Origin of the sequence: Streptomyces sp. NPDC089799 (genome assembly GCF_040684755.1) — a bacterium.
GTDB lineage: Bacteria > Actinomycetota > Actinomycetes > Streptomycetales > Streptomycetaceae > Streptomyces.
This window is the reverse complement of sequence record NZ_JBFBGR010000003.1, coordinates 74,419-94,312: the sequence shown is the minus strand read 5'-3', so window position 1 is coordinate 94,312 and position 19,894 is coordinate 74,419. Positions and strand designations below refer to the sequence as shown.

The 19,894-nt window shown below is 72.7% G+C and carries 12 protein-coding genes and 4 pseudogenes; 6 read left to right on the top strand and 10 right to left on the bottom strand.

Annotation, left to right across the window (positions count from 1 at the left end; genetic code table 11):
* Positions 1–4 precede the first annotated feature (4 nt).
* Positions 5–987 (bottom strand): annotated as a pseudogene (locus AB0O36_RS03600) (ATP-binding cassette domain-containing protein); the annotation flags it as partial.
* Positions 988–1,381: 394 nt separating this feature from the next.
* Between AB0O36_RS03600 and AB0O36_RS03595 the strand changes: the two are divergent.
* The 3 genes and pseudogenes from AB0O36_RS03595 to AB0O36_RS03585 all read left to right on the top strand — a co-directional run bounded on the left by AB0O36_RS03595 (position 1,382) and on the right by AB0O36_RS03585 (position 3,355).
* On the top strand, positions 1,382–1,801 hold the full coding sequence (locus AB0O36_RS03595) for a TOBE domain-containing protein (protein WP_365103492.1): 420 nt from the start codon (positions 1,382–1,384) through the stop codon (positions 1,799–1,801).
* Between the two features lie 87 nt (positions 1,802–1,888).
* Positions 1,889–2,482: pseudogene (locus tag AB0O36_RS03590) on the top strand (molybdopterin molybdenumtransferase MoeA); the annotation flags it as partial.
* A gap of 27 nt (positions 2,483–2,509) precedes the next feature.
* Positions 2,510–3,355, top strand: a pseudogene (locus AB0O36_RS03585) (M24 family metallopeptidase).
* Between the two features lie 222 nt (positions 3,356–3,577).
* Here the strand turns inward: AB0O36_RS03585 and AB0O36_RS03580 are convergent.
* The 3 genes from AB0O36_RS03580 to AB0O36_RS03570 form a co-directional block, all read right to left on the bottom strand.
* Positions 3,578–3,775, bottom strand: a complete 198-nt coding sequence (locus tag AB0O36_RS03580) for a hypothetical protein (RefSeq protein WP_365103490.1) — start codon at positions 3,773–3,775, stop codon at positions 3,578–3,580.
* Positions 3,776–3,904: 129 nt separating this feature from the next.
* Positions 3,905–4,537 (bottom strand): 5'-nucleotidase, encoded by a 633-nt coding sequence (locus AB0O36_RS03575; RefSeq protein ID WP_365103488.1) that lies wholly within the window; start codon positions 4,535–4,537, stop codon positions 3,905–3,907.
* 242 nt (positions 4,538–4,779) lie between these two features.
* Complete coding sequence (locus AB0O36_RS03570) at positions 4,780–8,514, bottom strand: ATP-binding protein (protein ID WP_365103485.1); 3,735 nt, start codon at positions 8,512–8,514, stop codon at positions 4,780–4,782.
* A 375-nt stretch (positions 8,515–8,889) separates the two neighbouring features.
* Between AB0O36_RS03570 and AB0O36_RS03565 the strand changes: the two are divergent.
* A pseudogene (locus AB0O36_RS03565) lies at positions 8,890–9,009 on the top strand (pirin family protein); the annotation flags it as partial.
* Between the two features lie 79 nt (positions 9,010–9,088).
* Here AB0O36_RS03565 and AB0O36_RS03560 read toward each other — a convergent pair.
* Positions 9,089–10,570: an FAD-dependent oxidoreductase gene (locus AB0O36_RS03560; RefSeq protein WP_365103483.1), complete on the bottom strand. Its 1,482-nt coding sequence runs from the start codon at positions 10,568–10,570 to the stop codon at positions 9,089–9,091.
* Positions 10,571–10,718: 148 nt separating this feature from the next.
* On the opposite strand from AB0O36_RS03560, the gene AB0O36_RS03555 reads away from it, so the two are divergent.
* A complete protein-coding gene (locus AB0O36_RS03555; protein ID WP_365103480.1) occupies positions 10,719–11,018 on the top strand; it encodes a hypothetical protein in 300 nt (99 codons plus the stop codon).
* Positions 11,019–11,027: 9 nt separating this feature from the next.
* Positions 11,028–11,582, top strand: coding sequence for a hypothetical protein (locus AB0O36_RS03550; RefSeq protein WP_365103477.1), 555 nt, complete (start codon positions 11,028–11,030; stop codon positions 11,580–11,582).
* 111 nt (positions 11,583–11,693) lie between these two features.
* On the opposite strand, the gene AB0O36_RS03545 is transcribed toward AB0O36_RS03550, so the two are convergent.
* The 5 genes from AB0O36_RS03545 to AB0O36_RS03525 all read right to left on the bottom strand — a co-directional run bounded on the left by AB0O36_RS03545 (position 11,694) and on the right by AB0O36_RS03525 (position 19,819).
* Complete coding sequence (locus tag AB0O36_RS03545; protein ID WP_365103959.1) at positions 11,694–13,880, bottom strand: prolyl oligopeptidase family serine peptidase; 2,187 nt, start codon at positions 13,878–13,880, stop codon at positions 11,694–11,696.
* 70 nt (positions 13,881–13,950) lie between these two features.
* Complete coding sequence (locus tag AB0O36_RS03540) at positions 13,951–15,732, bottom strand: N-acetylglutaminylglutamine amidotransferase (protein WP_365103475.1); 1,782 nt, start codon at positions 15,730–15,732, stop codon at positions 13,951–13,953.
* 186 nt (positions 15,733–15,918) lie between these two features.
* A complete protein-coding gene (locus tag AB0O36_RS03535; RefSeq protein WP_365103472.1) occupies positions 15,919–16,650 on the bottom strand; it encodes a UdgX family uracil-DNA binding protein in 732 nt (243 codons plus the stop codon).
* Between the two features lie 333 nt (positions 16,651–16,983).
* On the bottom strand, positions 16,984–19,629 hold the full coding sequence (gene lanKC / locus AB0O36_RS03530) for a class III lanthionine synthetase LanKC (protein WP_365103470.1): 2,646 nt from the start codon (positions 19,627–19,629) through the stop codon (positions 16,984–16,986).
* 61 nt (positions 19,630–19,690) lie between these two features.
* On the bottom strand, positions 19,691–19,819 hold the full coding sequence (locus AB0O36_RS03525) for a hypothetical protein (RefSeq protein WP_365103467.1): 129 nt from the start codon (positions 19,817–19,819) through the stop codon (positions 19,691–19,693).
* Positions 19,820–19,894: the final 75 nt, after the last annotated feature.

Sequence of the window (19,894 nt, the reverse complement as noted above, 5' to 3'; positions counted from 1 at the left end):
GGCTTCAGAGCATGACGAGGGTGACCTCCGTGGCCTTCACGCTGCACCACACTGGTGTGCCATCGGCGATGGTCAGCTCGGCGGCCGCCTGAGGGGTGATCTCCGCGACGACGTCGGCGGCGGCCGGAGAGGTGACGAGGACGCGCAGCCGACTGCCGGCCGGCTCCTCGCGGTGCAACGAGACGGATTCGGGGGCGATGATGGCCAGGGCCTCGGAGCCTTCCGCCACCGGATCCGCGACCACCACGGAACCGCCGGCGGCCATCTTGAGCCCGTCCACCGTCGTGGTCCCCGGCCATGCGTTGCGGCCGAGCATGCGGGCCACCCAGGGGGAGCGCGGATTGCGGGCGACGTGCGCTGGCGGCGCGTCCTGGAGGGCACGGCCGTCGGACAGTACGAGGACACGGTCTGCCAGGGAAACGGCCTCGACCGGGTCGTGGGTGACGATGAGACAGACTCCGCCGAAACCTGCCAGGTGGGTGCGCAGAGTGTGGCGGACCCTAGCCCGGGTCGTCTGGTCGAGCGCGGCCAGGGGTTCGTCCAGGAGCAGCAGCCGAGGCTGGGCAGCCAGTGCTCGGGCGAGCGCTACCCGCTGGGCCTGGCCCCCGGACAGCTGAGCGGGTTTCCGTCCGGCGAGGTGGCTCACGCCGAGCCGGTCGAGCCACACCTGAGCCCGGGTCCGGGCCTCGGCCCGCGACACACCCTGTGCGCGCAGACCGTAGGCGGTGTTGCCGAGCGCGGAGAGGTGAGGGAACAGGGCTCCGTCCTGGGGCACCCAGGCCACGCCAAGGGATGTCACGTCGTCTTCGCCGAGCCGGAGTTCGGCGTGCCCGGCGGTCCAGCGGCCGCGCAGCGCGATCAACACCGCCATCGCTACGGCGAGCAGAAGCAGGGACGGGGAGGTCGCGGCCTCGGGGAGTCCTGGAGCAGCAGGTAGACCTGGAGCGGCAGGGTCTGGGTGACGCCCGGCAGGTTGCCGGCGAACGTGCCTGGCGTCGCCGCAAGGCTCGGAGAGAGAACACGGGGACCTTTTCTCCAGTTCGGTTATCCGGCCCCGCGCAAATGCGGTATGGGTGGGGAGGCCAATACTGTATTTGCCGCAACAAGACCACTAGTGGCACCGTATCTGCAATTTCCTGGCGTTGTCCCATAGCGCGGGACGACTCGCTCGCACAGGTCTAACGTCCCAGGTCAGAGGTCTGAGAGTCCTCGAAATCCGAGGTCTTCGGCCCTCCTCGGATACGCCAGGAGGTTGCGGCCATTTGGCTGGTGAATGCGATGGGTGCGGTCCTGTCATGATTCTTTATCCGATAGTGTCGGGCGTGGCGCAGGTCACAGAAGTGCCTGCTGCTTCGATTCCGACTTTGTGAGGCGTGTTTCCATGAGCCTGTCCATCCGCAACCAGATCGCCGGCACCGTCACCGCTGTCACCACCGGCGAGGCCATGACGACGGTGAAGGTGCGCCTGACCGGCGGCCAGGACATCACCGCCGCCATCACCACCGACGCCGCCAAGGACCTGGGCCTGGCCGAGGGCTCCTCCGTCAAGGCGCTGGTGAAGGCCACCGAGGTCGCCCTCGCGACCGGCCCCGTCGAGGGCCTCTCCATCCGCAACCAGCTCGCGGGCACCGTCACCGACGTCTCGACCGGTGGCGCCATGGGCTCGGTCAAGGTCTCCGTCGAGGGCGGCGAGCTGACCGCGGCGATCACCAAGGACGCCGTCGAGGCCCTCGGCCTGTCCTCCGGCACCTCCGTCGTGGCGCTGATCAAGTCGACCGAGATCTCCCTCGCCTCCGCCTGATCGTCCGACATCAATCCGAGGCCGCGCACCATCGATGGTGCGCGGCCTCGGGGCTTGCGGCCTCGAGCTCACGGTCGCGGTCCGTGGATGGTGAGCGGATCGGAGCACCGCGGCAACCCTTTCGGCGGCGCCCCGAAACGCTCTCGGTCGAGGCTCGTGCTCATGTCTGCCGCGCCCGTCACCGCCCCGCCGATCTCTGCCCCCTGCGAGCCACCACGGCACGCGGCGGTGTCGTGGCCCGAGGCCCGGAGGCGCGCGCACAGCGTGCCGCGCCCACTGGTCGCGGGTATCGTCTACCTGGCCGAAGCCCCAGGGTTCACTCCGGCCGAGGAACTGGCCGCCCTGCACCCGCTCCCCTCATTCGACACCGCTGCCATGGACGGCTACGCGGTGGCCGGCCGCGGCCCGTGGCGGGTCCGGGCGGCCGTACGGGCGGGCACGGCCTGGCCAGGTGAGCTCGGGGCGGGGGAGTGCGTTGAGATCTCGACTGGAGCACAGGTCCCGGCGGGGGCGTGCGCCGTTCTGCCACTGGAAGCGGCGGCGCCCACGGGTGACCAGTGGGTACGCGGCCCCGTACTTCCCACGGGAAGGCACATTCGGCGCGTGGGCGAGGACGCTTCGGCGGGAACTCCTCTCGCGCCGGCAGGTACACGGATCGGCCCCGCGCTGGTCGGGCTCGCCGCGGCCTGCGGCCACGACTCACTGGCCGTGCGGCCGCGCCCCCAGATCGGCGTGCTGATCACGGGGGACGAGCTGGATGGTGCGGGCGTACCCGGCCCGGGCCGGGTACGTGATGCTCTCGGACCGGCCCTCCCGGCACTGATCGCCCAATTCGGCGGCGACGTCACCCACCTGTGGCACGTGCCCGACCGGCCGACGGGGCTGCTGGCCCGGGCCGTGCACGCGATGCACGACGCAGACGTCGTGCTGGCGGAGCAGCGGGCCGCGGGGTCTCGTCGCCCCGGGGCGCGGTGAGCGCGAGGCGAGTGATCTGATCCGCGACCTGGCCAACGAGATGCTCGGCACCACCGAGCACTGGCACAAGCGGATCATCCGCTCCGGCCCCAACACCCTCCTGCCTACCGGGACAACCCGCCGGACCGGGTCATCGGCCCCGACGGCGTGGCCTGCGCCGACTTCGGCCCGATCTTCGAGGGGTACGAGGCGGACTTCGGCCGTACGTACGTCTTCGGCGGCGACCCGCACAAGCACCGCCTCTTGGAGGACCTGTCGCGGATCTTCGGCTCGGGCCGAGCCTTTTTCGCCGCCGATCCGGAGATCACCGGCCGACAGCTGCACGCCGAGGTCGAGCGCCTGGCCGCCGAGGCCGGCTGGACCCTTGGCATCCGGCACGCGGGCCACCTCGTCGGCGAGTTCCCGCACGAGACGAACGACGGTGCCAAGGTCGAGTCCTACATCACCCCGGACAACGACACCCCGCTGCGCCGCACCGACCGAGTCGGCCGGACCTGCCACTGGATCCTCGAGCTGCACCTCGTCGACCGGGAGAGAGCCTTCGGAGGCTTCTACGAACAACTCCTAGACCTCGCCTGATGGCTTCACCCCCGTGCTCGGTGACAAGAGGCGCGGTCAGGACGCGTTGCACGTGACCGATGGGCACGCGCTGACCGAAGATCTCATCCTCGTAGTCGGGATGTTTCTGCCGCAGCCGGACGGGATGGCCTGCCGCGATCAACTCCCTGTTGTTGGCCCTGTCGTCGACCTCCATCGTTGCGCCCGAAACCATCTCCTCGACCACCCCTCCTGTCAGGTCGACTACGCAGCCAGGTTGGCATTGAGGATCTTCGCTGCTTGGCCGATGGTGCCGGGCATGAGGTGGCGGTAGGTCTTGAAGGTGATCTCGAGGTTCGTGTGGCCCATCCATTCGGCGACGTCGGTGATGGGGATGCGGTGGGCGAGGCAGTTGGATGCGAAGAAGTGGCAGAAGCCGTAGAGGACCATGCCGTCGGGCATGTCGAGCTTCTGGCTCTGTTTGATGCGGCGCCATTGGTTGTTGAGTAGCTAGCCTGCGTAGGGGGCGGGAGCGGTCGCGAGCGCGCACCGTGGCACGTCGGTACGCAGCTTTCGGTGGTTCCGTCTTGATCAGGATGTGTTGACGACTCCAAACGGTACGTGAACGCTTGGGGTGGCCGGCGCCGTGCCGTTGAGGTGGGAGACCTGGTCGTCGAAGAAGACCTGCGGATCGAGCGCGCGCATCACCCCGGCCTTGTCGATGCCGTCGAAGTCGAAGGCGATGCGAAGCTCCTGGTCGGCGTCGTCATCGGCTCGTTCTGTTTTGAGTACGTGCCCGGCCGGCATTCCGTCGGCCACCGCTTCGCGAACGCCGGAACCGTTGGCGGAGAGGAACAAGGACATGTGCAGTGCGGGCATGAACCGGTGTGCGGATCGTCCCTGGTGGAAAATGGCCCGGCTGATGTGCAGGCCGTACGCCGCGATCGAGCGCATGACGCGAAGCCCGGTGTCCGGATCGTTGCGTGACAGTACGATGACTTCGACCAGCGGACCGACGGGATCCGAGATGTCGTTCAACGACAACAAGCGCCGGATGAAGGGGAAGGCCACGCCCTTGCCCAGGACATGGTCCGCGTGGGTCTCCTGGTAGGCCCGGTAAGCGTCCTCGCCCTGCTCCCGGAAGACCGCATCGCAGTCGGTGAGGTCGAACAGGGCGCTGGAGGCAATCCCGATGACGAGGCGGTCGGACAGGTCGTGTCGCACTCGTACCTGTCGATGCGCGCCCTGGCGTAGATGGCTGCCGCACGGTCCCAGCCGCACGCGGTGCACCGCTTGAGGACCACTCGGTGACCTCCCCCATCGCCTCATGCTCCGTGCAAACGCGGTGGTTGGTCCGGTCTTTCACGCGATTGCATGTCCCGTCGGCCGCGACAGCGCCATGCTCTCGGGCGGCGGTTTGTGGCGTTGCGTCGCGACGGGTGTGCAGTCCACCGCATCGTCGGCGGTTACTCGCCGTCCGGCGGCCATGTGGCGCGGTCGCTGAGGTGGTGGAACTCCGTCAACTCGGAGGCCAGGACGTCGAAGTGCGGGAGCGGGGCCCACAGGCTGCGTTCGCCGATGACGTAGAGGCGGCGCTTGGCACGGCTCGCGGCGACGTTGAGCAGGTGTGGGGTGCGGGCCGCCCAGTCGCGGGCACCGGGACGACCCCCGCCGAGCACGAGGACGACGACGTCGGCTTCCTTGCCCTGCGCCCGATGGACGGTGGCGCAGCGCTCCTGGATCAGTTCGGACGTCCAGCCTTCACGGCTGCGGCAGACCTTCTGGCATTCGGCGACGAGGGCCCGGAAGGGGGCGATGACACGCACGCGCTCGACGCCGACGCCGTGCCGGTGCAAGACGTCGAGGACGAACTCAAAGGCTCTGCGGTCGCGTTCGCCCCAGGCGGCGTCGGACGGGCGGGCCGGGTCGTCGGTGTTGAGCCAGCGGCTGGGTAGCAGGCCGTCCCGGTCTGCTTCGGGGAACGCCTCGTGTTTGGTGCCGTGGACCATGAGGCCGCCGTACGCGACCTCGTTGCTGATCGTGAACATCGGTTCTTCGCAGCGGCGGTGTACGCGCAGTGGCGAGCCCACCCAGACGTGCTCGTCGTCGGTGCCCGGGGCGGGCAGGTAGGTGCCGTAGCGGTTGGTCCGGTCGGCGACGGCCTGGGCGGAGGTGGCCGAGGGCAGCCAGTGCTCGTCGACGGCGTGGGCGCGCAGCAGGCGGCGCTGGAGGGCCGTGGGCATGGTGACGACGGGTTCCAGCTGGAGCGGATCGCCTACCAGAACGGCACGGCGGGCCCGCCACAGTGCGCCGACGGCAGCCTGCGGGGTGGCCTGCCCGGCCTCGTCGACGAGGACCCAGCCGATCGACTCCCGGCCGAGGCGGGCGAACATGCTGCCGATGGAGGAGAACGTGGTGGAGACGACGGGCACGAGGAGGAAAAGGGTCTGCCAGGCGCGCTCGACCTCCTCGTCGGGGACGTGTCCGTTTGAGCCGGCCATCAGCTCCATGAGGACCTGCAGGTTGCCACGGACCCTCTTCGCGGCGCCGGCGACGAAGGCGCGGTGCAGGTCGAGGGCGCGCAGGAACAGGTCGCTGCGCGCGGTGGACCATGCCTCGTCGGACCAGGGCGAGCCGAGTTCCTGGTCGGCTTCGTCGAGGTACGACCAGCCGAGCGGCAGGGACCGCAGCGTCCGGGCCGCCTCCCGCAGTTCGCGGTGGCGGCCGTCGAGTTCGGTCACGGCGACGTGCAGGTCGAGGCGGGCCGAGTCGGCGACCTGCCGGGCGTGCCGGAGGGCCGTGGCCGCGGAGGCTTCCCGCCCGCCCGCGGCCCGTTCGTACTCGCGCGCGGCGGCGAGTCCGGCAGCGGCGTCGTCGACGGCGGTGCCGGACCGGGCGTGCCGGTCGGCGGCCAGGGACTCGGCGCGCACGGCTGCGGCGACCCGCTCCAGGGAGTCCTCGAGCGCGGTCCGCTCCTGGACGAGCAGGTACGCGATCTCGGCCTGGGTGTGCTCTTGCTGCCGTTCGGCGGCCTGCCGTTCGGCCGTGCTCTGCAGCAGACGGCGAAGCCCGCCGCGCAGGCCCCGCTCGACGACCGGCGGCGCGTCGTGGCGTGCGGTGAGCGCGGTCACGTACTCGCGGTGGTGCGCGGCCAGTTCGCGGGCGGCCGAGAGGTCCGCGCGGGCGGTGGCCAGCTCCTGGCGGGCTCGCGGCACGTGCCCGGAGGCCGTCCGGTGTCCGGCCTCGGCCACCGAGGTGGCGGTCCGGGCGGTGGCGGTGGCGGCGCCGGCCCGGTCCAGGACTGCCGTGGCGGCGGCGACCTGCTGGTCGGCCCGGGACACGGCGGCTTCGAGATCCGCGATCCGCTGCCCGGCCGTCGGCGACTCGACGGCCTCCAAGGACCCGGCCAGCCGGGCGCGCTCGGCGCGCAGCTGCTCGACCTCGGCCTGAGCGGCACGGAACGCGGCGACGGCCTCGGTCCACGGCGGCACGGGCCGGGCGGGCCCGGCCGCCGCGGCCGCAACACCGTTTGCCGGGGCGTCGGGACGCGGGCCGCCGGGCGGAGGCTTCGGCGGAATCCAGTCGCTCAGGACGGCCTGCATGCCGCGCAGCGGCGGCTGTCCCGCGGCGGAGCGGGCGTCGGTCTCCTTCTGGGGAAGTCGGCCCCACCAGAACCGATCGCCGAACTCCTTGCGGTTGGCCTTGTTGCCCAGCACCGCCGCGACCAGACCCCAGGCAGGTGCGCCGAGGAGTGCGGAGGCGAGGTCGGAGAAGTGGTCGGTGCCGGCTCGCCAATGCTCGCCGAGCGCGCCGATGCCGGGCAGTTCGGCGGTGACGTTCTCGACCGCTCCGTTGTTGGAGGAGGTGACCACGATCTCGAACCCGGTCAGCCGCGGGTCGAGCCGTGACACGAAGCGGGCGTGCCTGCCCTGGCGATCCCTGCCCCGCCATGCCGGACCGGTGAACGCCTGCCCAGGACGGTCGAACGTGGCCAGTACCGCCGCCCGCTCGACGACCAGTGCAGCGACCAGGTCACGCAGCATCGTGGTCTTGCCCGTGCCCGGTGGGCCGTTCACGGAGAACATCCCGCCCTCGGTGCCCGCCCGGTCGGCGAGCATGCGGTCGACCGCGAACTGCTGGCTCAGCGCGAGCGGACGATCCGCCGGTGCGGGCCAACGGCCGGCCGGAACCAGGTCCGGAGCCACCCCGTCCAGGACGACCCCGCGCTGTCGGCGCACGTCCCTCCGCGCTCCCACGGCCACGGCGTCGAGCTCGGTCAGGTAGGCCTCCAGCGCCGGGCCGATCCCCTTGCCGACGGCCGCGGACACCCGGGCCAGATCGGGTGGCAGCAGACTGTTCAGGAACGGCTGCGTGGCGGGGACCTTCGCCCGTGGGTCCCGCGGCCGGCGGACCAGCCGGCTGCGCACTCGGACCACCCGCGGCCGCAGGTGGTCCTGAACCCCGCACAGGTCGGCGATCTGAGCGGTCAGCGCGACCAGATCGGCGAACCCGAGCGCACGGGCACCTGCGTCGGCCCCGCGCCCCGCCGACGTGTCAGGGCCGTCGGCCGGCGCCCGTTCGGGGACGCCCCCGGTGCTGTCCGGCCGCCCGGACGCCACCTGTTCCTCTGCGGTCCGGCGCGCCGCGACCCAGTCCGCGGCGCGGCGAACCAGGGGCTCCGCCGCGCCCTGCAGCGCGGCGCCGGCGACCTCCCCGAACAAGGCCCCGACCGCGCCGACGGCAGCGCCGCCCAGGATCTCGGCGAGCAGCCGCTGCCAGCCCCCGCCGCCGGCCCCGCCCGGCGCTCCCGTTGCACCCTCTGAGCCGGACCACCGCTCGTACGCCGTTCCGGCAGCCGAGGCGGTGGGGCCGTAAGAAATCGGGGTGGCCGTGAGCTCGTCGATCGCCCCGCCGAACGCTTCGTCGAGCTCCTCGAATCCGTCCAGCCACCCCGGCGCGGATGGCCCCGGATCGAACAGACGGCCGGTCGCCCAGGCGCACGCGGAGACCACGGGTGTGTCCTCGATCGGCCGGCCCTCATCGTCCAGGACCAGCGCGAACATCGCGCTCTGACCCGACAGCACCAGTTCGGACTGCGGCACGCCGGGATCGGGATCCGTCCCCGCGGGCAGTACGGCGATCATTGCCTGCCGGAGCAGCTCCAGATCAAAGACCCCGCAGTAGACCTCGTGCCGCCACATCCATCCGTGTGGCGCCCGCCGTGACCCCGTCTCCGGATGCTCCGGAGCCCACGGCAGGAGCGGTGGTACCCGGCCCGGCTCGGGCGTCAGGTCAACCACGTACTCGTCCCTCGGCCCGGAGCGCGCGGCGGGGCGCCGACGGGGCAGCGCCGGAATGGTCGGCGGACTGAACAGCTCGATCGCGCGCCAGCACTCCAGCAGGGCCTCCCGCCGACGGTCCTGCGCGTGTCCGCTCCGCACCCCACTGCCCCCGTGTCGCATGCGCGGCATGGTGCCGCTCCTTTGAAGATCAGCCGTTTCGCCGAATCTACCGGACCGTCAGCAGCGCGTACCCCGACGCCGGAACACCAGGTCCCGGAGGGCCGGTTCGCATTTCTTGTCACGTTCCGGAATTGGATCGGCCGCTCCCACGAGGAGATCGTCGCGGCCGGTGCAGCCTGGATGACCGGCACCCGCTTCGGCGAGGTCAAGGGCCGCGACGGCCCTCCGATCCCACGTCAGCCGGCGAGTCGGCGTCGTGTTCGGATACGGGGGCGGTGTGCCGGGCCACGGCGGCGGTTCAGCGGTCCCGTGATCAGGCACGGTCCCGGCTTTCCAGGCGGTCCAGGTGGCCTTGGGCGAGCTTGGCGAGGGCGGGGCCGTGTTCGTAGCCGAGCGGGGCGAGCTCGGGCGGGATGACGTAGCCGTCGGGCATCCGTGCGTACGTCTGCTCCATGAGGTGCCGGTAGGCGTCGGTGAGCAGGCCGGGCCAGTCACCGGTCAGGGGCGGGCGCATGCGGGACTCCGCGGCCAGCGCCGCGTGGTGGGCAGCGGCCTCGTCGATGGCGCCGGCGGTCGTCCGGTCGCTGATCGGTGCCCGGTCGGGCCGCCACGGGGCCAGCCAGGGGCTGGGGACACCGTCCAGGATCTCGGCGGCCAGCTCCTGGGCGATCAGTGGTGAGGCGTGGAGGCCGTCCCGGTGCGTGCCGGTGGCCACCCACAGGCCGGGCCGTCCGGTGCTGCCGAGGAGAGGGTGTCCGTCCAGTCCCAGCGGGCGGTTGCCGTGGTGGACGCGCTGGATCCTGGCGTCGGCCAGGCCGTGGTGCAGCTGGCCCAGGCCGGCGTCGAGGAGGAAGCGCAGGGCGCCGGCGGTCGGCGCGTCCCCGGCACGCAGGGCCGGTGCGGCGGAGGCGCCCAGGTACCAGGTGGTGCCGTCGGCCTGCGGGACGGCGTGCAACCCGCACGCGTACGCGCGGTTGGGCGTGCGCAGCACCACCGGTGGCGCGGGACCGGCCGGCCGGAGGGTGACGGCCGTGCCCTCGGCCGCGACGACCGGCAGGACGGGCAGTTCCGGATCGATGCCGTCCAGGAGCGGACCGGACCAAGCTCCGGCAGCGACCACGACCCGCGGTGCCCTGAACCGCCCCTCACGTGTGCGCAGTTCGTACGCGTCACCGGCGGCCCGCACGGTGCCGGTTCCGGTGCGGCGTACGTCCGGCAGTGTCAGGAGCGCGGTGTCGAGGGTCTCCAGCCAGCGCCGCGCGTGCAGGAACTCCTCGCGGGGCAGGAAGACCGCCCGCAGCGCACGGTCGTTGTCCAGTGGTCGGTGGTCGGTGGTCGGTGGTCGGTGGTCGGTGGTCGGTGGTCGGTGGCCGGGGACGTCCGCGGGGCGGATCTCCTCGAAGGGCAGCCCGTGGCGGGTGCCGGCGTCGTGCATCGCCTCGAACGCCGATTCGTCGAGACGGCCGGAGACGGTGTTGAGCAGGACGTACGTACCCGCCCCGTACCCGTCGCCAGGGGGCTCGCCGGCCTGCTCGCGTACTCCTTCCCGCCATGAGGGCCAGCGTGCGGCCGCCTCCACGGCCATCCGCAGGCGCAGTGCGCCGTGCCGGGTCCGCAGGCCGGCTGCAGTCACCTCGCCCAGGACGCCGAGCATGGCACCGGCGGCCTGCGAGGCGCCCGGACCGCGCCGGCCCGACAGCACGACCCGCAGCCCCGGCTCCACACGTGCCAGCGCGTACGCGAGCGACCGGCCGACGACCCCCGCGCCCACGACCACCACATCGACCTCGGCCACCGGGCCCCCTCCCGCAGCGTCCGCGGGCGGTGGAGGAAAAGGGAGGGCAGTTGGCCGCGGACCGCGAACTGCACAGCCGCGAACAGCGGCATGACGAACTGCAGCTTCGGGAGCTCCCCACGGAAGCCAGGCGGGAGTACGTCCAGTTGTGGAACCGGGAACAGGAACACTTCGTGGACGCCCCGGCGATGCCGTCGCCCGGGCCGACCGGCTGGTTACCCACCTGATGCGGGACCGCGGCTATCCGACTGAGGGGTACGACCAGCGCCTGCACGACCTGTCCGTGGAGCACGGCCGGACCCTGGAGCACTACCGAAGTGCCCACGAGGTGCAGGTGCGCAGTGCGGACGGCCAGGCCACCACGGAGGAACTGCGCGGCGCGATGGTCCACTACCGGGCCCTCTTCGACGAGCTCCTGACGCCCGCCGGCTCCGGCAAGAGCGAATGAGTGAACACCATGCGACACACCACCCATGACCGGACCGGCGAACTGACCACCGAAGACCTCGCCAACCCGTCCGCGGGCCGGGCCGAGCGGGACCCGGGTGCCCCGGCGGTGTACCCGGGCGAGGCCACGGGCGAGACGGCGTACGAAGGCGAACGCGCCGACAAGGACAGGGCGGACGCCGCCGAGCCGGATGCCATCGAGGCCGACGCCGAGGCCGGCACCGGCGCGGAGGCGGCAGGGCAGGCGACGGAGGCCGGTACCTCCTCCGGTACTCCGGCCGAACGACCCGCCACCGAGCAGCCCCTGATGCCGGAGTCCGAGGCAGCCGGCTTCCGCGACCAGTGGACCCGGATCCAGGGCGGCTTCGTGGACGACCCGAAGGAATCCGTCCGTGAGGCGGACGCCCTCGTCGCCTCCGTGATGCGGCACCTGGCCGGCACTTTCGCCGAACACAAGGAGTCCCTGGAACGCCAGTGGCAGAGCGGTGGCGAAGTCGCCACCGAGGACCTCCGCCTCGCCCTCCAGCGGTACCGCTCCTTCTTCAACCGTCTGCTGAGCACCTGAACGAGTCCGACGCCCTGCTGTTCGGCCGGCCCGCCGACGCCCGCCCGCCGACGCCCGCCCGCCGACGCCCGCCCGCCGGTGCCCGCCCGCCGGCGCCCCCGGCGAGCCTCGTCAGGGGGCCGGGCCGACTCCGAGGTGCCGCTCCAGCCAGTCAGCGGCAGCACGCCGGTAGAGCCTCCTGTTGTCCGCCCGACGGAACTCATGGCCCTCGTCACGCAGCGTCAGCTGCCGTGCGGGCACTCCGCGTGCGCGTGCCGCGCGGATGAACTGCTCCGACTCCGTAGGCGGCACGTTGGTGTCGTGCTCGCCGTGGACGGTCAGCACGGGGGCGCGCAGTTGATCGATGCGGCTCATCGGGGACAGGGCGCGCAGCAGCTCCCGGTCGTGCTCGGGGTGGCCGTACTTGGCGGTGGCGGACTGGGCGATCCACGGTTCCGTGCCGGCGAAGAAGGTGGCGAAGTCCGACATCCCGCAGACGGCGACACCTCCGCGGAAGAGGTCCGGATGCCACACGAGGGAGGCCATGGTGAGATAGCCGCCGTAAGAGCGGCCCATCACCCCCAGCCGCACGGGGTCGGCGTAGCCGAGCGCGACCACGTGCGCGGCGCAGTCGGCGACGTCGTCGATCGCCGCGAACCGGCCGGCCCCGAGGTCGGCGTCCACGAAGGAGCGTCCCCAGCCGGAGGACCCGCGGACGTCGGGTGCGAACACGTCCAGGCCCCTGCCGAGGAGCTCGTGGTAGAGCGGGCTGAACACCGGCCGTTCCTGTTCCTCGGGACCGCCGTGGAGGTGGATGACGCAGGGGGCGGGCCGGCCCGGATCCCCGCCGGGCGCCCGGTAGTACCAGCCTCCCAGTGTCAGCCCGTCGCGAGCGCGGCAGCGCAGGGGCACCGGCCGTACGGGAGGCCGCCCGGGCGGCACTGCGTCCTCGTCGCGGGCCGACCAGCCGGCGCGCGCGGGCACGAGGCCCTGGTCCAGTTCCCAGATTCCGGGCCTGCGCCGGGAGCCGGCCAGTGCGGCGAACAGGCCGCCTCGTTCCAGGGGCGCGATGCGGGTCACGACTTCGTGCGGCAGGACCGGCCGGTGCCGCGGTACCGGACCGTCGTCCTCGTCGGTGAGGGGGAGACCCACGCTTTCCAGCTCGGTCGCCCCGTGGACGTTCCAGGCGAGGAGCGCCCACCGGCCGTGGTCTGGCACGCTGAGCAGGTCGAGGGCGCACCCCTCGCGTTCGGCCGTCACGGACACGGCCCGCCCCGCGCCCTCCTCGTCCAGCCGGACCCTCACAAGCGCCGCGAACTCGCGGTCCGTGTCGCTGCGCAGCCACACGGTCCGCGCGTCGGCGGAGAACCTCCCGATCCACGGGTCCCCGTCGGCGACGTGCAGGGAGAACGGGGTGCGGCCGGAGGCGGTGTCGAGCACGAGGGCCTCGCGCCGGCCTCGCGGTCCGCGGCGGACGAGCGCGAAGCGGCCGTCAGGGCTGGTGTCGCACACGCGCAGCGACGCCGCCCCCTCTTCGGCGTACAGCAGGACGGGCGCGCGTGCCCCGTCCGGGTCGACCAGGTAGGCGGCCAGCCCACCGCCGTGGACCTGGCCGCCGGTGGGGGCAGGGCCCTGGCCCGTCAGGGCCCGGGGCGCGGCCACGCCACCGAGGAGGGTGGCGGGTCCTCCGCGGTCGGCCCAGGCCGCGCCGGGGCCCCGCGCGCCGCCGACCGCCGGCACCCCGTCGACGTCCACCGGGAGGTGCCCCGCTCCGGTGTGCTCGGCGCCGGACACGGAGGGCTGGGCGACCGTGACGGCCACGCCGGTACCGTCACGGGTCCAGCACCCCAGGTGTGCGGAGCTTCCCGGCTCTGCCCCGGCGAGCACCTGCCGTCCGGTGCCGTCCGGGCGCACCACCAGGACGCGGGTGTGCTCGCCGCCGCCCGGCGCCGTGGTGTAGGCGATCCAGCGTCCGTCGGGCGACCACGAGACCTCGGTCACCGGGTCGGGGTCGCCGTCCAGGGCGTGGGCTTCGGTGCTCCGGGCGGGGCCGCTCCACAGCTGGGGGACGCCGGCCCGGTCGCAGATGAAGGCCACGTGCTCCCCGGTGGGGTCCGCCGAGGGGTACCAGCACCCGTGGGCGGTGAGCAGGGTGGGCGGGTCGGCACCGAGGAAATGGTCGGGCAGCCGCACGGGCGCCGGCGCGGGTGATGCGGCGTCGGCGGGGTCCGCGTGGGCCCCCCTCGTGCCGGGGGGCGCCGCGATTCCGCCCGCCGTACCGGGTGCGTGATCCACGAGGTTCGTCCGCTCCAGGGGCATGGCCACCTCTCCCAGGCTTCCGCTTCCTGAGTGTTCCCACCACTCGGCCCCGCCACGTGTTCGCGTGGCATCACCGGATGCCGTGCGCCTGGAGCCAGATCTCCAGCGTCGCCACCTGCCACAAGGTGTTGGCTCCCCGCCTGGACCGGTGGCGGTTGGGCTCCGCGAGCAGTTCGTCGACGAGCCTTTCCTCGAAGATCCCCCGCCGTCGCGCCTCGGGGGCCGTCAGGGCGTCCCGTACCCGCGCCAGTACGGGCCGGGCCATGTGGCGCACCGCCGGCACGGGGAAGTAGCCCTTGGGGCGGTCGACGATCTGGAGGGGCAGTACCTCGCGTCCGACGTCCTTGAGGACGGCCTTGCCGCCCTGCGCGAGCTTCAGCCCCGGAGGGCAGGCTGCCGCCAGCTCGACGAGGTCCTGGTCCAGGAACGGCACTCTGGCCTCCAGGCCCCAGGCCATCGTCATGTTGTCGATGCGTTTGACCGGGTCGTCCGGCATGAGGGCGTGCACGTCCATGCGCAGGGCGGCGTCCAGGGCGGTTTCGGCTCCGGGGGTGGCCATGTGGCGTCGGACGAAGTCCGTGGAGGCATCGTGGCCTACGGCGAGGTCCGGACGGATCATGGCGGTCAGGTCGGCGTGCGGACGGTCGAAGTACACGCGGGCGTAGGCGTCGTCCGCTCCGGTCCGGGGGGCGGAGGCGATCTGCGGGTACCAGTGGTAGCCGGCGAAAACCTCGTCCGCACCCTGACCGCACAGGACGACCTTGACCTCTTTCGAGACCTGTTCGGACAGCATGTGGAACGCCACGGCGTCGTGGCTGACCATGGGCTCGCTCATGGCTCCTATCGCGGCCTCCAGGGCGGTGGGGAGCCGGTCGGAGGGGATCAGGAACTGGTGGTGGTCGGTCGAGAAGCGCCGGGCCACGAGGTCCGAGTACAGGAACTCGTCGCCGGCCTCGCCGTTCTCCTCCTCGAAGCCCATCGCGAAGGTCGGGATCTCGTCGTGTCCCTCCTCGGCGAGCATCGCCAGCATCAGGCTGGAGTCGAGACCGCCGGACAACAGCACCCCCACGGGGACGTCGGCGACCGTACGTCGCCGCACCGCCGTGCGCAGCGCCTCGTGTACGGCCTCGCGCCACCGGGCGGGGTCGTCCCCCAGCTCGGAACGCCGGGTGTACGAGGGCTGCCAGTAGCAGTGATCGTGGGAGGTGCCGCCGGGCTCGACGATCCGGACGGTGGCCGGCGGGACCTTCCGCACGCCGGCCAGCACCGTCCGGGGTGCAACCACCGTGCCGTGCCAGCTCAGGTACTGGTGGAGGGCCACCGGATCGATGGACGTGTCCACTCCTCCGCCCGCCAGCAGGGCCGGGAGCGAAGAGGCGAAGCGGAGCCGGTCGCAGTCCTCGGTGACGTAGAGGGGCTTGATGCCCAGCCGGTCACGGCTGAGGACGACACGGCCCGTGTGGTGCTCGGCGACGGCGAACGCGAACATGCCGACGAAGAATTCGACGCACTCCCAACCCCACTTTGCGTACGCCTTGACGACGACCTCGGTGTCGGAGTCCGAGAAGAAGCGGTATCCGTCCTTCTCGAGTCGCGCGCGCAGCTCGCGGTGGTTGTAGATGCATCCGTTGAAGACCACCGTGAGCCCGAGCCGGGGGTCGACCATGGGCTGCGCGCCGCGCTCCGACAGGTCGATGATCTGCAATCGCCGGTGGCCCAGGGCGACGGCCCCCTGGGACCAGATTCCTCTGCCGTCGGGTCCCCGTGGCTCCATCGCATCGGTCATACGTTCGACGGCGGCCAGGTCCGGGCGCCGTCCGTCGAACCGCAGCTCTCCGCTCAGGCCGCACATGGGGCACCTCCGTGCGCCTCCGCGCGTCGGGACGCCGGGGGGACCCCGCTCTTCTCGGTGGACCAGGTCGCGTACACCATGCTTCTGCACTCCTGCTCCGGCTCGGACACCAGTGCGAGCCGGCCCGAACGGGCGATCGGCATATCCCGCACCTGCCCGCACCTGGGCCTTTCAAGCGGGACGCACTCACCCGGCGGGATGCCGGGGCACCCGCGCGCGGCCGGAATCGGCGCCCAGCTCCCCGAGGAACCGCGCCGGCGCACGGGTTCCCGGGCCGAGGGCGCGGAGCGCGACGTCGTCGGCCCGCAGGACGGCGGAGGGGTGGACCGTGGCCAACAGCCGGCCGGGGGCCATTCCGGACTGCTCGCCGGAGGGGTCCGGCATCGGCAGCAGGACACCACGGCGCTCGCCCACCCGGAACGACGACCCGAGCAACGCCTTCCCCGCCGTCCCTCCCGGCACCACCAGCACCTCGGGGGCGACCAGTCGCAGTTCCTCCGCAAGCCAAGGCCTGCACGCGGTCATCTCCCGCAGGTTCGGAGCCTTGTGGATGCGGCGCTTGCCGCGCGGGGCCTGGGGGTACTTGAAGTGCTCGACCACGTTGGCGAGGTACGCGTTCTCGTCACCCAGCCCGGCCTCGTCGAGCGCCCGGCGCAGCAACTGCCCCGCCGGACCGACGAAGGGCTCACCCTTCACGTCCTCCTGGTCTCCGGGCTGCTCCCCGACCGGCATCAGCCGCGACCTGGCCGGGCCCTTTCCGAAAACCGTCTGCGTGGCAGCGAGGAAGCGGGGGCACCCGTGGCAGTCGGCTGCCGCCCGTCGCAGGGCCCCCAGCCCGCCGCGCGTGGGCAGGCAGGGCGTGGCGTCGTAGCCTTGGCCGCTGCCCGCGGCTGAAGCAGCACCCGCGTCCGCGTCCATGACCACCGCCTTCGAGCCGTGGATGCCGTTCGTCCGCAGTCCGTCCGCACCGGGCCGGGACCGGTGGCAAGAGCACCGGTCCCGGCCCTGTTTCGGGTGGCTGGTGGTTACATCGGCTCGGGGAAGATGTCGCTGATGCTCCAGGAGACGCTGAAGCAGGGCGGGAAGGAATGCTCCTCCGGTTCGGTCTCCAGTGCCTGGAGCGCGAGTATCTCGCTCATGGAAGCCCTCCACTTTCTTGTCGGGTTCTGTCGGTCGGTCATTACTGCATGCCTGGGAACGGAGTTGTTCACCGCCGTGCCCAGGCGTTCATGGGGTGCCCGCCCGGTGCGGTCAGCCGGCTGCCGGGATCCGGGGGCGGGCGTGATCGGTCTCCGTCAGCAGTGGGCCGGTCAGCAGGCGGTGGAGGGCCAGCAGGACTCCGGCCCCGCCACTGGACAGGTCGGCGGTGAACCGCTGCGAACCCGCTCCGAGGAAGCGGACACCGCGCCGGTACGGGACGGCGTACTTCAGCAGTCCGGTCGCGGCGCGTACGGCGTCCCTGCGGGCGGCGTCCGTGCCCGTGAGCTCGGCGTGCTCGGTCAGGAACCAGGCCAGTCCGGCCAGCCCCCGGTACAGGCCCGCCTCCTTCGTGGTGCAGGAGACCCGGATGCCGGCGACCAGCCTCGGCAGCGCCGCCGCGCTGCGCTCGTCCGGCGCGCTGGCCACGTAGCGGGTGAGCACCGCCGCGACCCCGGCCGCGCCCGTGGCCAGGTACGGCATGGCCCGGGTGAGCCGTGCGTTGTCGGACAGGGACAGGGCGCCGTCGTCCAGCGGGAACGTCCGGTCCAGCTCCTGGTGGAGCAGCACGCGGCCCGCCTCCAGGTAGCGGGCATCGCCGGTGGCGCGGGCCAGGTGGTGGAGGAAGAGGGCGAGCCCGGAGCGGCCGTGCAGCAGGCCGCGGGCGTCGTGCTCGCCGAGGGCGGCCGACAGGTCGGGGACGCGCAGCAGGGCCTCGCCCGCCGCGGCGGCCCGCTCCAGGTGGCCGCCCTCCCCGGTCAGCCGGTGCAGGGCGAGCCAGCCCAGGCCGACCCCGGCCCGCCCGCCGGCCAGCGTGGCGCAGGAGGTGGTGAGCGGGTGGTCGTCGGCGTCCCGGAGCAGGTCGACGGCCTCGGCCTGCCTGCCGAGGCCGGCCAGTACCGGGGCGATGCCGGCCGAGCCGACGAGCAGGCCGGGGGGCAGCGCTTCGCGCTGCGCCAGCGCGTCGCGGCGCAACCGTTCGGTGATCTCCTCCGGTACCGCGGCCCCGGCGCGGTGCAGGGCGTGCACCACCCCGGCCGTGCCGTAGGCCAGGCACACGTTGTTGGTCCGGAACGCCTCGGGCGAGGGAGGGAAGGCCCAGTCCGGCCGGCCGGCGTCGGCCATCTCCAGCAGCCCCGCGGCCACCTCCTCGGCCAGCCGGGCCAGGCAGCCGCGCGGATCGGTGTCCGGCTCTGCGGGGGAGGGCGGGCGGCCGGGACCGTCCGGGTCCTGCACGTGGTCTTGTGCCTGGTCTTGTACGTGGTCTTGTACGTGATCCTGCGCCCGGTCCCCCGTCAGGTGGAAGGCGGTCGCGCGCCGCCACAGGTCCTGCGGTGGTGCCACGTCCGCCAGGTCGCGGTGCAGCAGTGCGAGGTTGGCGGGCGCGTGTTCCGCGATCTCGTGGAACGGCGCCAGGAAGGCGAACGCGACCGCCGACACTCCGTACCGGTCCTGCAGCAGCGGGTCCGTGCCGGCCCGGAGCAGGCCGGGCGGCGGCGTGAACCCCGGGGTGCCCATCCCGGAGGGCGCCGCGGACAGGGCCGAGGCCGCCTCGAAGTCCACCAGCCGGACCCCGCCGGACGGCGTGACCATGACATTCCCCAGGCTGAGGTCACCGAACCGGTAGCCGGCGCCGTGCAGCAGCTCCAGCGAGGCGTCCAGCCCGGCCAGCAGGTGCCGGCACGCCGCGTGGTACGCGGCGACGGACTCGGCCGTACGGTCGGCGCGGGCCAGCGGGGAGGACCGGCTCAGCCAGCCCACCAGCGGCTGCCCGGCGACGTACTCGGTGACGAGGAAGTCGTGCTCCCACTCGGTGAAGTGGTCCAGCGGCTCTGGGCCCACCCCGGGGGCGGCCGCGTGCAGCTCGCGCAGTACGCGGTACTCGTGCCGCAGCCGCTGCTGCGCGTCGGTCCCGTCGAAGACCAGGCCGTTGTGCGCGCGGGCCTCCTTGACGAAGACGGGGCGGCCGGTCCGCCGGTCCCGGGCCAGATAGGTGCCGCCGGCGTTGCTCAGGCGCACCGCGCGGGTCACCTCGTAGTCGCGGATCAGGATCGGGCCCGTGTGCGGCTGCTCCTCCTGCCCGACGAAGGGGTCCGTGATCCCCGCGGGCAGGTGGAAGGCGGGCAGTCGCAGGTCCGCGACCTCGCGGCCGGTGCCGTCGAGGACCAGTCCCTCCCGGGTGCCGTCGGCCAGCAGCCGGCTGCGGGCACCGAAGGAGCCGTAGCGGTAGTGGACGGTCCGCGAGTCGCGGTAGCGCCGGTCGGTGAGGACGTACGGCCCCTCCTCCCCGTCGAGCGCGTCGCGCAGGCGTTCCAGCAGTCGGCCGGCGGTCGCCGTGTCCGGCGGGTAGACGGCGCAGAACTTGCCCGACTGGGCTCGTGCAGCGTGTTTGTGATGGAGGAACAGGAAGAAGAGCCGGGCGCTCAGGTGCTTGAACGGCACGCCTTCGGAGAAGCAGATCCCGGCGACGGTGTCGAGCACGTGCTGCGCCCGGTCCAGCCGCGCCGACACGTGGATCTTCCAGCCCTGCTCGGCGAGTCCGGTCCGCGGACCGCCCCAGGCCGTCCAGATGCCCTGGGCGGCGCAGCGCCAGCGGGGCGGCACCTCGCCGGGAACGAACCGAGGACCGGGATCGGCCGCGCCGGTCAGCGGCACGTAGTACTCCCGGTCCGCGAGCGCTTCGCCGAAGCCTTCGAGCACGGATTCTCCTCGCAGGGTGGTGGTCGGCCCCAACGGCCGTGCCGGACGCTAGGACCGGCGGTTATGGAAACGATTCTTCGGCGGTATGCAACGGGTATCGGGCGGCAACGCCCCCGGTGCCGGTGCCGGTGCCGGTGCCGGTGCCGGTATCGGTGTCGATGTCGGTGTCGTCACCGGCATGCGCTTCCACCCCTCCCCGCCGGCCGGTCATCCGACCGGCGGCGCCCGCCGAACTACCCACACCCCCGCACCCCCCAAACCCATG

Coding starts and splice junctions, on each gene's coding strand:
- AB0O36_RS03550 (WP_365103477.1), top strand. CDS start 11,028: ATGCGACACACCACCCATGACCGGACCGGCGAACTGACCACCGAAGAC.
- AB0O36_RS03535 (WP_365103472.1), bottom strand. CDS start 16,650: ATGGACGCGGACGCGGGTGCTGCTTCAGCCGCGGGCAGCGGCCAAGGC.
- AB0O36_RS03570 (WP_365103485.1), bottom strand. CDS start 8,514: ATGTGGCGGCACGAGGTCTACTGCGGGGTCTTTGATCTGGAGCTGCTC.
- AB0O36_RS03595 (WP_365103492.1), top strand. CDS start 1,382: ATGAGCCTGTCCATCCGCAACCAGATCGCCGGCACCGTCACCGCTGTC.
- AB0O36_RS03540 (WP_365103475.1), bottom strand. CDS start 15,732: ATGTGCGGCCTGAGCGGAGAGCTGCGGTTCGACGGACGGCGCCCGGAC.
- AB0O36_RS03580 (WP_365103490.1), bottom strand. CDS start 3,775: ATGCCCGACGGCATGGTCCTCTACGGCTTCTGCCACTTCTTCGCATCC.
- AB0O36_RS03545 (WP_365103959.1), bottom strand. CDS start 13,880: ATGCCCCTGGAGCGGACGAACCTCGTGGATCACGCACCCGGTACGGCG.